Source organism: Streptomyces sp. NPDC048504, assembly GCF_043200035.1.
Classification (GTDB): domain Bacteria; phylum Actinomycetota; class Actinomycetes; order Streptomycetales; family Streptomycetaceae; genus Streptomyces.
This window is the reverse complement of sequence record NZ_JBICXA010000003.1, coordinates 188,907-202,395: the sequence shown is the minus strand read 5'-3', so window position 1 is coordinate 202,395 and position 13,489 is coordinate 188,907. Positions and strand designations below refer to the sequence as shown.

The 13,489-nt window shown below is 72.3% G+C and carries 9 protein-coding genes and 2 pseudogenes; 7 read left to right on the top strand and 4 right to left on the bottom strand.

Annotation, left to right across the window (positions count from 1 at the left end; genetic code table 11):
• Window positions 1-14 precede the first annotated feature (14 nt).
• From ACGFY9_RS08670 to ACGFY9_RS08660, 3 genes and pseudogenes are all read left to right on the top strand, one after another.
• A complete protein-coding gene (locus ACGFY9_RS08670) occupies window positions 15-1,916 on the top strand; it encodes a TIR domain-containing protein (RefSeq protein WP_393753014.1) in 1,902 nt (633 codons plus the stop codon).
• Between the two features lie 149 nt (window positions 1,917-2,065).
• Window positions 2,066-2,558: pseudogene (locus ACGFY9_RS08665) on the top strand (hypothetical protein).
• A gap of 191 nt (window positions 2,559-2,749) precedes the next feature.
• Window positions 2,750-4,609 carry an FUSC family protein gene (locus ACGFY9_RS08660; protein WP_393753013.1) on the top strand — a complete coding sequence of 620 codons (1,860 nt, stop codon included), beginning with the start codon at window positions 2,750-2,752 and terminating at the stop codon, window positions 4,607-4,609.
• A gap of 30 nt (window positions 4,610-4,639) precedes the next feature.
• Here ACGFY9_RS08660 and ACGFY9_RS08655 read toward each other — a convergent pair whose 3' ends face one another.
• The gene (locus ACGFY9_RS08655) at window positions 4,640-5,590 is read right to left on the bottom strand and encodes an endonuclease/exonuclease/phosphatase family protein (protein ID WP_393753012.1); all 951 of its coding nucleotides are present in this window, start codon (window positions 5,588-5,590) and stop codon (window positions 4,640-4,642) included.
• Window positions 5,591-5,737: 147 nt separating this feature from the next.
• Here ACGFY9_RS08655 and ACGFY9_RS08650 point away from each other — a divergent pair, with 147 nt between their 5' ends.
• From ACGFY9_RS08650 to ACGFY9_RS08635, 4 genes are all read left to right on the top strand, one after another.
• Window positions 5,738-7,090 (top strand): amidohydrolase, encoded by a 1,353-nt coding sequence (locus ACGFY9_RS08650; protein ID WP_393753011.1) that lies wholly within the window; start codon window positions 5,738-5,740, stop codon window positions 7,088-7,090.
• Between the two features lie 22 nt (window positions 7,091-7,112).
• Window positions 7,113-8,297, top strand: a complete 1,185-nt coding sequence (locus ACGFY9_RS08645; RefSeq protein WP_393753010.1) for a cytochrome P450 — start codon at window positions 7,113-7,115, stop codon at window positions 8,295-8,297.
• Window positions 8,298-8,408: 111 nt separating this feature from the next.
• Window positions 8,409-9,098: a DUF899 domain-containing protein gene (locus ACGFY9_RS08640; protein WP_393753009.1), complete on the top strand. Its 690-nt coding sequence runs from the start codon at window positions 8,409-8,411 to the stop codon at window positions 9,096-9,098.
• A gap of 171 nt (window positions 9,099-9,269) precedes the next feature.
• A complete protein-coding gene (locus ACGFY9_RS08635; protein ID WP_019060453.1) occupies window positions 9,270-9,452 on the top strand; it encodes a hypothetical protein in 183 nt (60 codons plus the stop codon).
• A 4-nt stretch (window positions 9,453-9,456) separates the two neighbouring features.
• Here ACGFY9_RS08635 and ACGFY9_RS08630 read toward each other — a convergent pair whose 3' ends face one another.
• The 3 genes and pseudogenes from ACGFY9_RS08630 to ACGFY9_RS08620 form a co-directional block, all read right to left on the bottom strand.
• Window positions 9,457-11,400, bottom strand: a complete 1,944-nt coding sequence (locus tag ACGFY9_RS08630; protein WP_393753008.1) for an ABC transporter ATP-binding protein — start codon at window positions 11,398-11,400, stop codon at window positions 9,457-9,459.
• 439 nt (window positions 11,401-11,839) lie between these two features.
• Entirely contained in the window at window positions 11,840-12,283 is a 444-nt protein-coding gene (locus ACGFY9_RS08625) for a hypothetical protein (protein ID WP_393753007.1), read from the bottom strand.
• 368 nt (window positions 12,284-12,651) lie between these two features.
• A pseudogene (locus ACGFY9_RS08620) lies at window positions 12,652-13,260 on the bottom strand (ATP-binding protein); the annotation flags it as partial.
• Between the last annotated feature and the right edge of the window lie 229 nt (window positions 13,261-13,489).

The window sequence follows — 13,489 nt, the reverse complement described above, 5'->3', positions numbered from 1 at the left end:
TAGGGTAAGCCGTCGTGTGGGATGTCTTCCTCAGCTACAGCCGCGGTGACGTGGAACGGGTCCGACCGCTCGCGCAGATGCTGCGCGACGGCGGCCTTGAGGTGTTCACCGACGAGACCGGGGTCGCCTCCTTCGCCGGCATCAGCGACACCATCCGACGCGAACTGGCCCGCTCCAAGGCGCTGCTGGCCTACTACTCCACCGGCTACCCCGAACGCGAGGCATGCCAGTGGGAGTTGACCACGGCCTATCTGGCGGGCCTGGGGGAGGGCGATCCGCGCGGCCGCGTCATGGTCGTCAACCCCGAGCCGGCCTCCGGCCACATCCACCCCGTCGAACTCCGCGACGCCCGGCACGCCTCGGCCGACGACCCCACCGCCCTGGTGGCCGACGTACGCGAGCACATCGCCCGCCTCGACGGCCCGATGGCCATCCAGGAACGTGCCGTCCGACGCTGGCTGTTGGGCTCCCCGGAGCCGCGCCTCGACTTCCTGGGCCGCCTCTCCGAACTCTGGCAGGTGCACTCAGCCCTGCACGCCCACTCCGCGCCCCTCGTCACCGGCCGTGACGCCCCGCGCGCCGTACAGATCCGCGGCATGTCCGGCATCGGCAAGTCGGCGCTCGCCCAGGAGTACGCACTCCGCTTCGAGGCGGCCTACCCGGGCGGTGTGTTCTGGGTCAGCGGGCAGTCCTACGACGACTCCGTGCGGGCCCTTTCCGACTCCGCCGCCGCTGGCCTCGGTGCCGACGGACCGTTCCTGTGGATCGTCGACTCCGTCCCCGCCGACCGGCTCAGCGCCCGCGACATCGCCGCGATGGCGGCGCCCCATCCACTCGGCCGCACCGTCTTCACCCTGCGCAGCCGTGCCTACGCCGGAATCGGCACCCCCGTAGACCTGGAACCGCTCGACGCCCTCCACGCGCGCGTGCTCGTCGGCGGTGACGAGGCACTGGCCGAGGCGGTCGAGGGGCATCCGCTCGCCCTCGGACTTCTGGGGCGTGCGATCCGGGCCGGGCATCGGCCGCGCGAGCTGTACGACCGGCTGCACGCGCGCGGGGGTTCGCTTCTCGACACGCTCGCCGGGACGGACGTCACGGGTGCTCTCGTACGGGACGTGGACACGGCCGAGGCCGCCGACGTCCTGCGCTGCGCAGCCGTACTGCACCCGTTGCCGCTGACGGTGGAGGACGCGGAACGTGTGCTCGCCGCCGTCGACCGGGTGCCCAGGGCTGTCGCCGCGCGGCGGGCCGGGAACGGCGTCTCCGAACTGCGCGTGCGCAGCCTGCTGGCACCGGTGGCCGACGGCGGCTGGCGGCTCCACCCGGTCACCCTGCACGCGTGGCACCACCACGACCCGGCGCCCGCCCGCACCGAGTCCCTGCGGCACGCGGCCCTGCGGACCCTGTGCGGCCGCCGCGACCCGGTTACGCTGGCCTTCCCCGGCAGCCGGAGGGAGGCACCCATGGCAGCACCCAGTGAGTCGGAGCGGATGGCCGCCTTCGATATCCAGGTCGAACTGGTCACCCGCATCGGGGTGCAGGAACTGGCACCGGGCACGGGCAGTCTGCGCGAGGCGCTGGCGTCCCTGAAGTCACTGATCGACTTCACGCGCGGGACGCTGCACACGTACAGCGTCGGCCTCGAACGCGGCTCCGGCGCCCCGACCGTCCAGAGCCTCGCCTACACCCTCATCAACGACACCATCCGCCCCTTCACCAGCACCTGGCACCCCCGCCTCGCCGCCTACGAAGCGCGCTGCCCGGCGGACACGGCCCCCTTGGACCACGAGGCCGCCTGGCCACAGGCCGAGCCGATGCGCACCGAACTGACCGCCCTGCGCGAGCCGTTGCTGCGCATCGCGGAGGCGCTGGGCGGTATCTCGGGAGCGGACTTCGGGATGGCGGCGACGGGCTGAGTGCCTGTGCGACAGCGTGTGGGGTCAGGTTGAGGGGCGCGCATCAACGCGTGGCGCCCGGCGCGTCCCCTGCGTACGCTTCCGGCGATTCCCGTCCCCGGACGACCAGTTGGAGCCGAAGCCGTGCCCACGCCCGCTGACGACGCGGGCTGCTCGACACCACCGCCGACCGCCTCGCCACGGGCCGTAGCCCTCGGCGGCTCCCGCGCCCAGGGCACCCATCGCTCCGGCGCCGTGCACTATCGCGATCTCGACGTGGTGGAACGGGAGTTGGCGGAGGCGGAGGAAGGGCGGTTCCGGGTGGAGCCGTTGCTGTTCCATCTCGCCGGGATTCCCAGCTACTTGGTCGTCGCCGAGCGCCGGCACGGCACCGCCGACGCCACCCTCGCGTACGCGCGGTCCAACCACGCCCCGAAGGGGCGGCTCACCGAGGTCGCCGGTGCGGTCGCCGTGGCCGCCGCGCAGGCCGGGCACGGGGTGCTGGCGGAGCGGGGGGAGTGGATGACGAACTAGAAGCGGTTGCTGGAGCGGGCCGGGCTGCGGGCGGTCGACGGGATCGTGGCCGGGCTGTGCCCCGAACCGGCTGTGCTCGATCGCGGGGTTTCCGACGTGGGGGCGCTGTTCTCGGCGTTGCGTTCATAAAGAAAGCGGCTTTGCGGCCAACCTTCACATCGCCGAAATGCGCACGGCCCGTTCCGCACAAGGTCGCGAACTACCGTGGACACCACGGCTACCACCCCAGCCGCCCGCACCAGCTTCAGCACCCGCTCCAGCTACCGCCCCGGCCACCGTCGCCCGAAGGCACACCCCGCCCTCGTCAAGACAGGAGCCCTGTGTCCCGTCGTACCGACGCGTTCTCCCTTCCGCCCTGGCTCGCCCACACGCTCCGTGCCCAGCGCGGACCGGTTCCCTGGAGCGCGGTCACGCGAGGGGCGCTGGCCGCCGGGCCGCTGCTGATGGCAGCCGTGCTGGTCGGGCGTACGTCCCTCGGGGTGCTGGCCGCGCTCGGGGCGATGCTCGCCGGGATCAACGACCGGCCCGGGAGCCGGCGGGCCTCCGTCAAGCGACTCGGGGGCCCCGCGCTGGCCGGAGCTGCCGGTCTGCTGATCGGGACGTACACCGGGGCGCATGTCGGGGCTGTCGTGCTGACGCTGCTCTTCACCGGCATCGGGCTGGTCGCCGGTGGGTTCAGCGCCATCGGGCCCGTCGCGTCGGGCGCGGGTACGCAACTCCTCGTCGCCTCCGCCATCGGTGCCGGGATGCCGCTGCCCGAACCGGGGTGGCAGCGGGCCCTCGCCTTCCTCGCCGGGGCCGCCTGGCTGGTCCTGCTGCGGCTGGCGCTGCCCACGCCCGGGGCCATCGCCGGTGACTACCGGTTCGACGGCGAGCGGCACGCCGTAGCCGCCGTGTACGACGCGATCGCCGCGCTGCTCGACGCCAGCGGTGGGCCGGAGGCGACGGGGCGGCGCGCCGCGCTGACCGCCGCGCTCGATCACGCGCAGGACGCCCTTGCAGGGCCGCGGCTGCGGCGGTACGCCAGTTCGGCGGCCGAGCGGCGGCTGCACGGGCAGTACGCCGCCGCGCTGCCGCTCGCCGAGGCCGCGACCGCGATCGCCTGGGCCGGGGAAGCGGTTTCGGCACGGGCAGGGGAAGGGCCGCGTCGGCTCGCCGCCGCCGTGCGCGACAACGCGCCCACCGGGCCGCTGCCCGCGCCCAACCGTTCCGCGCCCGCGCTGCGCGCCCTCGACGACGCGCTGCTGCAGGCCGCCGACGCCTTCGACCAGGCGGAGGGGAGCGATCTGCACACGCGTCGGCGTACGCCAACTGATGTGCTCCGTAAGGCCTTTGGGGCCGGAGGGCGGGAGTACGGGCTGCGGGTGGCTCTGTGCTTCGGGGCCAGTGTCGCCGTCGCGCAGGCGTTGCACCAGGCCCGCTGGTACGGGCAGCACGAGCACTGGTACTGGCTGCCCGCCACCGCCGTCTTCCTCGTCAAGCCCGACCTCGGACCGCTCGCCTCGCGGGCGCTCAGCCGGGCGGCGGGGACCGTGCTGGGGGCGCTCCTCTTCGCCGGGTTCGCCGCCGTGCTGCCCCGGCCCGAAGGGCTTGTCGCGCTCGTGGCGCTCAGCGGTGCGCTCATTCCCGTCGCCACCCGGCACTTCGCCGCGCAGACCGCGGTCGTCACCGTTCTCGTGCTCTCCCTCGTGATGGTCGGCGGGGAGCCGCAGGCCTCCGCCGGCCGGATCGGGGAGACGCTGCTGGCCTGCGCGATCGTGCTGATCGTCGGGCATCTGCCGATGCCGGGGAAGCGCGGCGCGGGCGTACGCGCCCGGCTCGCGGCCGCGGGCGCCGCCGCACACGCCTACCTCGTGCACGTCCTGAGCGAGTCCGACGACCGAGCCGAGCGCTGGACCCTGCGCCGCGAGGCCTACCGCACGCTCGCCGAGGCCCGCGGCGCCATCGCCGTCTCGGCCGCCGAACTCCCCGCCCTCGCCCGGCACACGGAGGGCACGGACGAGGTCGCCGCCGTCCTCGAACGGCTCGTGGACACGACGACCGCCTGCGCCGTCCATCTCGACGACACGGGACGGCTCACGTCTCGCCACATCGAGCAACTCACCGAGCTGCTGGAGGAGTTCGAGCGGGGACGGGGGCGCGTCGGGCTGCGCGCCATCGAACTCACCATCGCCGTCTAGCCAGTTCGCCCCTACGGGCCGTACAGGGGGCTACTCCACCCGCACCCACACCGGGGCGTGGTCCGACCCCGGCGCCTCCCGCCGCTCCGCCGGATCCGGTCCCACCGACGGGAGTTGAGGCGCTCCCTCACCCGGCAGTCCCGTCCCCGCCACCGTCACCCGGTGGACCAGGTGATGGCTGAGCAGGATGTGGTCGATCAGCTCGCGGCGCCCGGAGTTGATCCGGGAGTAGCGCTGGTCGGCCGGGATGAGCGGCGCCACGTCCCACAGGCGGACCGCGTCGCCCCGGTCGGGCCGGTCGTAGCCCGGCGTGCCGATCTCCGAACCCGGCGGGCCGAGCAGGATCTGGGTGGTCGCGGCCTGCACCTCGTCGTTCATGTCACCGAGGACCGCCACGTCCCGGGTACCGCCCTCACCGGCGAGCAGTTCGTCGGCCAGCGCGCGCAGGGTCGCCGCCTCAGCGGCCCGGCGGTAGAGGGCGTAGGCGCCGTAGCGCGCCCGTTCGCCCTCGTCGTGCGGGAAGAAACGGTTGCCCGGATAGGTCAGCAGCTTCGACTTGAGGTGGGCGACCGCCACCGTCAGCGGGCCGGTCGCCGTCGTGACCTCCACCGCCAGGAAACCCCGGCCCACCCCCGGTTCCTCGGCGCCCGAGTCGTCCGCCTGCACCGGGCGCAGGTGGGCCGGGAACGTGTTCGTGTCGGCGACGACCCGCGGCTGCGTACGGCTGAGGAAGCCGACCCGGATGCCCCGGACGTCCGGGTGCGCGGAGGTGGCGGTGTGCCACTCGCCGTCCAGCATCCCGGCCAGGTCGTCGAGCGCGGCCGGGTCACCGACCTCCTGGACGCCGAGCAGTACCGGGTCCAGTTCCGTGATCACGGCGGCGAGGGAGGCGAGCTTCGTCTCGTAGGTGGCCTTGTCCTGGGGGCCGGACGGGCCGCCGGGGCGGAACAGGTTCTCCAGATTCCAGGTGCCGAGGAGCATGCGGGGCCCCTTCCAGAAGCCTTGGTCGTGCGCCATGAGCCTTGGTCGTGAGGCAAGCGTGCTGGTCCGGGACGGCTCGCGACAGCGCCACGCCGGGATGCGCGGTTCGGCTCACGCGGGGCGAGGACGGCGTCGTACGTTGGGAGAGTGAGTGACTCTCCTGCCGATCTCCTCATTACCGGCTGCACCGTTCTCGTCCACGACGACCAGGAGCGCATCGGCTTCGAGCGGGACGCGGCGATCGTCGTACGGGACGGGCTCGTCGAGTCGGTGACGAGCGCGGCGGACATGGTCGGCCTCGCCGCCGTCGAACGCGTCGACGCACGCGGCCAGGCCGCCCTGCCGGGGCTGATCAACTGCCACACCCACGCCCCGATGGTCGCGCTGCGCGGGCTCGCCGAGGACCTCCCCACGGAGGAGTGGTTCAACGACGTCGTCTGGCCAGTCGAGTCCAACCTCACTGAGAAAGACGTGGAGTTGGGGACGCGGCTCGCCTGCGCCGAGATGATCCGCGCCGGGGTCACCTGCTTCGCCGACCACTACTTCTCCATGGACACGGTCGCCGCCGTGGTCACCGAGTGCGGGATCCGCGCCCATCTCGGCGAGGCCTACTTCTCCTCCCAGGGTCCTCAAGGCCGGGAGAAATCACTGGAGTTCGCGCTACGGCACCGGGGCACCGCCGACGGCCGCATCACCACCGCCCTCGCCCCGCACGCCCCCTACACGGTGACCGACGCAGACCTGGCCGCCACCGCCGAACTCGCCCTGGAACACGGCCTCCCCGTGCACATCCACGCCGCCGAGAACCGCGACCAGACCGACACCAGCCTCTCCCGCCACGGCATCACCCCCATCGAAGTCCTCGACCGCGCGGGCCTGTTGGCCACCGACCTGCTCATCGCCCACGGCACCGGCATCATCGACCGCGACCTCCCGGTCCTGGAGCGCGCGAGCGGCCGTACGGCGGTCGCCACCGCGCCCCGGGGATACCTCAAGTTCGCCTGGCCGGACACCACTCCGATCCGCGCCCTGCGCGCCATCGGCATCCCGGTCGGACTCGCCACGGACGGCGCCGCCTCCAACAACTCCCTCGACGTGTGGGAGTCGATGGCGCTCACGGCGCTGATCCAGAAGTCGACCGAAGGCGATCCGCGGTGGCTGACGTCCCGTCAAGCCCTGCATCACGCAACCCTCCAGAGTGCGCGGGCGGTCGGGCTGGGTGACTCGATCGGGTGCATCGCGCCGGGACGCCGGGCCGACATCATCCTCGTCGACCTCACCGGGCCGCACACGCGGCCCGTGCACGATCTCGCCGCCACCCTCGTGCACAGCGCCCGTTCCTCCGATATCCGGACCACGATCGTCGACGGCCGGGTTCTCATGCGTGACCGCGAGCTGCTCACGCTCGATGTGCCCGCTGTCGTACGGGAGTTGGAGGACCGTCTGCCCGCCCTGGTCGACCGGAGTCATGGCCGGCGCATCCAGGAATACGACACCTGAGCCGCGCCTCTAGGCTGGCCCCATGGATCTCGCGGACGGCCTTCTCGACCACCCGTACGACGTGTACCGGCGCCTGCGCGACAGCGCCCCCGTGCACCGCATCGCCGGCCCCGACGGCACCCCCGCCTGGCTCGTCACCCGGTACGACGACGTGCGGGCGGCGCTGGCCGACCCGCGGCTCTCGCTGGACAAGAGGCATGCCACGGCCGGGACCTACAAGGGGTTCTCGCTGCCGCCCGCGCTCGACGCGAACCTCCTCAACATGGACCCGCCGGACCACACCCGCATCCGGCGCCTGGTCGGCCGCGCGTTCACCCCGCGCCGAACGGAGCAGCTCCGCAAGCCCATTCGACGCACCGCCGACCAACTCCTCGACGCGCTGGGGGAGGAGGGCGACACCGACCTCATCGCCTCCTATGCGGCCCCCCTCCCCATCACCGTCATCTGCGACCTGCTCGGCGTGCCCGACCGGCACCGGCGTGACTTCCGGGTGTGGACCGACACCCTCGTGGCGCCCGCCCCCGGGACACCGCCCGAGGCCGGCAAGCACGCGGTCGTCGCGATGCTCGGCTTTTTCACCCAACTCCTCGCCGACAAACGGGAAGAGCCCGGTGACGATCTTCTTTCCGACCTGATCGCCGTGCGCGACGAGGGCGACCGGCTCAGCGAGGACGAGCTGATGTCCCTCGCCTTCCTCATCCTCTTCGCCGGGTACGAGAACACCGTCCAGCTCATCGGCAACTCCGTGCTCGCCCTGCTGCAACACCCCGAGCAGCTGGCCGCGTTGCGCGCTGAACCCGCCCAACTCCCCGCCGCCGTAGAAGAGTTCCTGCGTTATGAAGGGCCCGCGCTGCTCGCCATCCGGCGTTTCCCCGTCGAGGACGTCACCATCGGCGGGGTCACCATCCCCGCCGGCGAGACGGTCTGGGTGTCCGCGTCCGCCGCGAACCGTGACCCGGACCGCTTCCCCGGGCCCGACCGGCTCGACCTCTCCCGCGACACCTCCGGGCATCTCGCGCTCGGCCACGGCATCCACTACTGCCTGGGCGCGCCGCTGGCCCGCGCCGAGACGGAGATCGCGCTGGCCGCGCTGCTGGAGCGGTTCCCGCGGCTGGAGTTGGGGGAGGGCGAGGTGCGGTGGCGGCCTTCGCTGCGCGCCCGGGGGCTGCTCGCGCTTCCGGTGTCGTACGGGACGAAGTCCCTCTGAACATCCCCCGACCCTCTGAAGATCTCTCCAAGAAACTTTCCCACGCGGCGATGAGTTCCGGTCCTCCCTCCGGTCCACCCCTCAACGGACCGTTGTCACAGGAGGGCCCCCATGTCGCTTCCGGAGATCGTCTCGCGCGCGCAGTGGCGCGCGGCGCGCGAGGAACTGCTGGTCAAGGAGAAGGCGGCCACGCGCGCGCGTGACGCGCTCAACGCCGAGCGGCGCCGGTTGCCCATGGTGGAGATCGACAAGGAGTACCTCTTCGAGGGCGGCGACGGGAAGGCCACCCTGCTCGACCTCTTCGAGGGGCGCGGCCAACTCGTCGTCTACCACTTCATGTTCGCGCCCGAGTGGGACGCGGGCTGCCGCAGCTGCTCGGCGTTCCTCGACCAGATCGGGCACCTGGCCCATCTGAAGGTGCGCGGCACGACGTTCGCCGCCGTGTCGAGGGCGCCGTACACGAAGATCCTGCCGTTCAAGGCGCGGATGGGGTGGACGCTGCCCTGGTACTCGTCCTTCGGCGGCGACTTCAACTGGGACTTCGACGTCACGCTCGTCGGGGACGGGGAACCCGTCGAGCGGCCGGGCGTCAGCTGCTTCCTGCGGGACCGCGACCGGGTGTTCCACACCTACTCGACCTATGAGCGCGGGCTCGACGGGCTCGGCTCGACCACCACCTTCCTGGATCTGACCGCGCTGGGGCGGCAGGAGGAGTGGGAGGAGCCCAAGGGGCGCGCGTCGGCGCTCGGGGCGCCTGCGGGAAGTGAGCGCGTCCGCTATCACGACGAATACGAGGATTGACACGGACGGTGACGAGGGATTGACGCGGGCCGTGTGCGGAAGGAGTGTGCGGCCGGGTGTCGACTATGTCTCAGTACCGTCACTTCGCGAGCCGTTCACCGTACTGTCGGCGTTTAACTCTATGAGGCTTCACGAAGCTCTCCGAGTTTCAGCACGACAGGGAGGTACAGGGTGAACGGGCGAACGGTGCTTGAGCGTTTTCCCGCCGGCGGGCCGCGTGGCTCGTGGCCGGCGGAGGAGTTCGCGCAGGCGCGCCGTCTGGAGGGCCTGCAGGCTGAGGTCGTCATGGACATCGCGACCGACGCGTTCCTGGTGGTCGTGCGCAGCGGCGACGTCGTGGACGCCGCCGCCTGAGAGGTCAGCCCGCCTTCGGGGCGGGCACCTTCGCCGTGAACTGGTCCGCCTGGAGCGCGTACAGCTCCGCGTACACACCGCCGCTCGCGAGCAGTTCGTCGGGCGTCCCGGACTCCACCAACCGCCCCTGATCGAGGACGTGCACCAGATCCGCGTGGCGTACGGACGCCAGCCGGTGCGTGATCAGCACGACCGTCTGCCCGGTGCCGGCCAGCGCGCGGATCTTCTCGAATACCTCCAGCTCGGCCCGGGCGTCGAGGGCCGCCGTCGGCTCGTCCACGATCAGGATGCGGCCCCTCCGGTACGCGGCCCGGGCGATCCCGAGCCGCTGCCACTGACCGCCCGACAGCTCGTGCCCGCCGCTGAAGTTGCGGGCCAGCAGGGTGTCCAGGCCGCGCGGCAGATCCGCGATCACGTCCTGCGCACCGGCCTCGGCGACAGCATCGGTCAGCCGCTCCTCGGTGAGCGGCGCCGCGGACCGCCCGACGGCCACGTTGACACGGGCGGTGAACGGCCACCGCTTGAAGTTCTGCGCCACCATCGCGATCCGGTCGGCCAGTTGCTGCCGGTCCGCGCCAGCCGCGTCGACGCCGTCCCACAGGATCCGGCCCCGGTCCGGCCGGTACAGCCCGGCCAGCAGCTTCACCAGGGTCGTCTTGCCGGAGCCGTTCTCACCGACCAGCGCGATGATCCGGCCGAGCGGGAGGGCGAGGGAGACATCGTCGAGTGCGGGGTGGGTGGCCTCGCCCGGATAGTTGAACGTGACGTTCTCGAAGCGGATCTCCCGCGGCTCCTCGGGCAGCGCCGTCCCGCCGACCGGGATCGCCCACTCGGTCGCCTCCCGGTACAGCTTCTGCAGATCGCCCACGAACAGGGCCTCCTCGTGCAGCTGGTTCACCGCCAGGACGAGCGTGTCGAGGCTCGCGGAACCGGTGCGGATCGCGATCACCGCCGTACCCGCCACCGAGAGCGCCATCGCCCCCGACAGCAGCAGCCCGCCCAGCGTCGCGTACGTCGCCGCCGTCGCGAGGCCCGTCCAGGTCGCCGCGATCAGCCCCGTACGGGCCGTGAGCCGGGCCAGCCGGGCCTGTTCCGCCTCCGCGCTCTCCGACATCTCGTGGAAGTGGTGCAGCAGGAACGGCCCGACGCCGTGCACCCGGATCTCCGGGGCCGCCTCCGGCTCGGTGAGCAGCGAACCGATGAGACGGCCGGCCCGGACGTGCTGCACCCAGGTGTGGAACGACTCGTAGTGGCGCCGCGCGTTCGTCAGCGCGCCCCACGCGCTGGGCAGCGTCATCGTCGCCAGCAGCGGCAGCAGCGCCGGATGCAGCACGGTCAGCACGCCCGCCGCCGCGATCAGCGAGATCAGCGCGTTCATGACGTTCGTCGCGTACGAGATCATGTTTCGGGCCGACACGGCGCCGTACTGCGCGGTGTCCAGCAGCTTGTGGAACGCGTGGTCCTCGATCGCGGCCAGTTCCACGGCCGCCGCCCGCTCCAGGTACAGCTCGGTGGCGACCCGCTCCACCTTCGGCTCAAGACGCCCGGTCGCGTACGTCGACGCGGCCCGCAGCAGCGCGCCCACCAGCATCACCGCGGCCATCGTGACCAGCGCGGGGACGGCACCGCGCAGCCGGTCCTCGATGGGACCGCCGGTGATCAGCCGCCCCAGCACGCTGTTGACCGCGAGCAGACTCACCGCCCGGGTGGCGCCCCGGCACGCCTCGGCGGCCAGCACGACCCGCGCGGCCCGCGGGTCGGCCTGCCACGCCAGCCGGAAACTCGACCTCAGCATCGCCGGCAACCGCGTCACCATGGACCGGAAGCTCAGCTCCAGGAACGCGTCGCCGTGCTGACTCCACCCCGTGTCGTACCGCAAGGGCCCACCGAACAGCAGCTGCTCCGACGCGGACGGCTCCCCTGGCCCCGAGTCACCCTTCCTCCCCACCGCCGACCTCCCCCGATCGTGCACGAACGGCCACTATCGCGGGGTGGGAGGGGTGCGGGGGAGAGCGCGGGAGGGAGGGCCGAGGACGCGCGGGCGTACGCCGGGAAGGCAGGGGGGCTGGGGTTCTGTTGATGCGCGGCGCAGCCACGTGGGCGGGCGCATCGCGCCCGAAAGGGGCGCGGGGCTGTGTCGATGTGCGGCTCTGCCACGTGGGCGGGCGAGCGCATAGCGCCCGAAGGGGCGCGGGGCTGTATCGATGTGCGGCTCCGCCGCGTGGGCGGGCGGGCGCATAGCGCCCGAAGGGGCGCGGGGAACTGCGCGACCAGCCCCCACTGGCCCGCAGACAAAACTCCACCGAACCCGCAGGGAAACCCCCCCGCCGGACCCGCAGGGAAACCCCCACCGGACCCGCGGACAAATCCGCTCAACCCGCGGAGCGCTACGCGCTGATAGGCCGCGACCAAGAAGGAGTCGCCCCCGTAACCCGGCACACCGCCAGGTACAACGGAATCGGCGGCGTATACGGCAGCTTGCCGTCAGGCTTGTGGATGAGACCGGGCGCGCGAGGCGAGTCGGGAACCAGCGCCCCCGTGGTGTATCGCGCCGGCGCAGGCCAGTCCAGCGCGTAATCGGAGTCGGACGGAACGATCCACCACCAGTGCGCCTCATCGGCGTAGACACAGCCGACGCGCGGCAGGCGGGGCAGAACCAGCGGCCCGAAACGCGCGGGCACGGCCACGGCGTCACAGCCGAGCGGCGCCGTCATCCCCTCCGGGACGGCCAGGCGCTGGGGCGTACCCGGCCCGTGCAGCGCACGCCCCAGACGGACCAGCGTGTCGAGACTGAGCACCTGGCCGGGACGAGACCCGCCGCTCACACCCATTCGACCCCCGTACCGAAGTCCCCGAAGCTACGGGAATCCCCGAGCCCGCGGGAATCCACGAACCCGCCCGATTCCCCGGTCTCCGCGGAGTCCGGGAGGTCGCCGGCGTCCTGGTGTCCCCGGCCCCTGAAGAGACCGGTGGTCTCCTGACCGAGGCCCCCGAAGTGGCCCGCGCCCTCCCGGCCCCGCGTACCGGAGCCGGCCCCACCACGAGCAGGGCCGCCTCCGGTTTCGTGCTCCCGGCCCCCGAAGCCGCCGAGGTCCAGACCTCCGAAGTCGCCGGCACCCCCATGCCCGCTGCCGGAGGCACCCCCATGCCCCCGCCCCGGAAATACGCCCAGATCCTCGAAGGCCCCGAAGTGTGCCGTCGCCTCGTCCTCGTCGCCCGAACCGCCCGACGGACCCGGCTTGGGTCGTGCGCCCCAACCCAGGTCGTTGCGCGGTACGGAACTGTCGTGGCCGGGGGCCGGGTGGTGGCCGTGCGCCGGGTCCGCCTGCCGCGGCAGGTCGGCCCAGACCAGCAGGCCGGGTCCGTGTTCCTGTGCGCCCCAGGCCCGGCAGAGCCCGTCGATGAGAAGCAGTCCCCTCCCGTGCTCCTCATCCGGCCGCTGCGGGGACGGATGAGGCTCGCCGGGAGCGCAGCCTTCGTCGTGGACGGCTATCCGCACCAGGTCGTCGCCATCGTGCAGCTCGCAGACTATGTGGCTGCTCGCGGTGTGCACGATCGCGTTGGTGACCAGCTCGGAGACGACCAGTACCGCCGTGTCGCAGGTGTCCTCGCACACGGACCAGCCGGACAGCCGGGCCCGCGTCAGGCGTCTCGCCTGGGCCGGGGAACCTGGATGGGCGGCCAGCTCGAACCGGAACCGGCGCTCGGCAGCGGCCCCACCAGGGACGGCTCCCGGAGCAGTACCGAGACCGAGGCGGCCTGCGGCGGCGTCTGTTCCTAAGGGCGCGGACGGAATCACGCTTGCCACTATCGCCCCGCCGTGAACACTTGGCAAGTGTCACTATGAAAAATGCAGAGTGCTGTATGACGCTCTGCACGGTCGTGGCACACTGCTCGCAACAGAAAGTCGCGCGGCGCCAGTTGGGATCTCCGGAGGTCTGTCCCGATCTTCGAATGAGTCTTCGAATGGCGCCGCAGGGCTGTCAGGATTCGGTTCGCCGGGATCGTTACGGCGGGCCGGGACCGGTTCGTCGGGT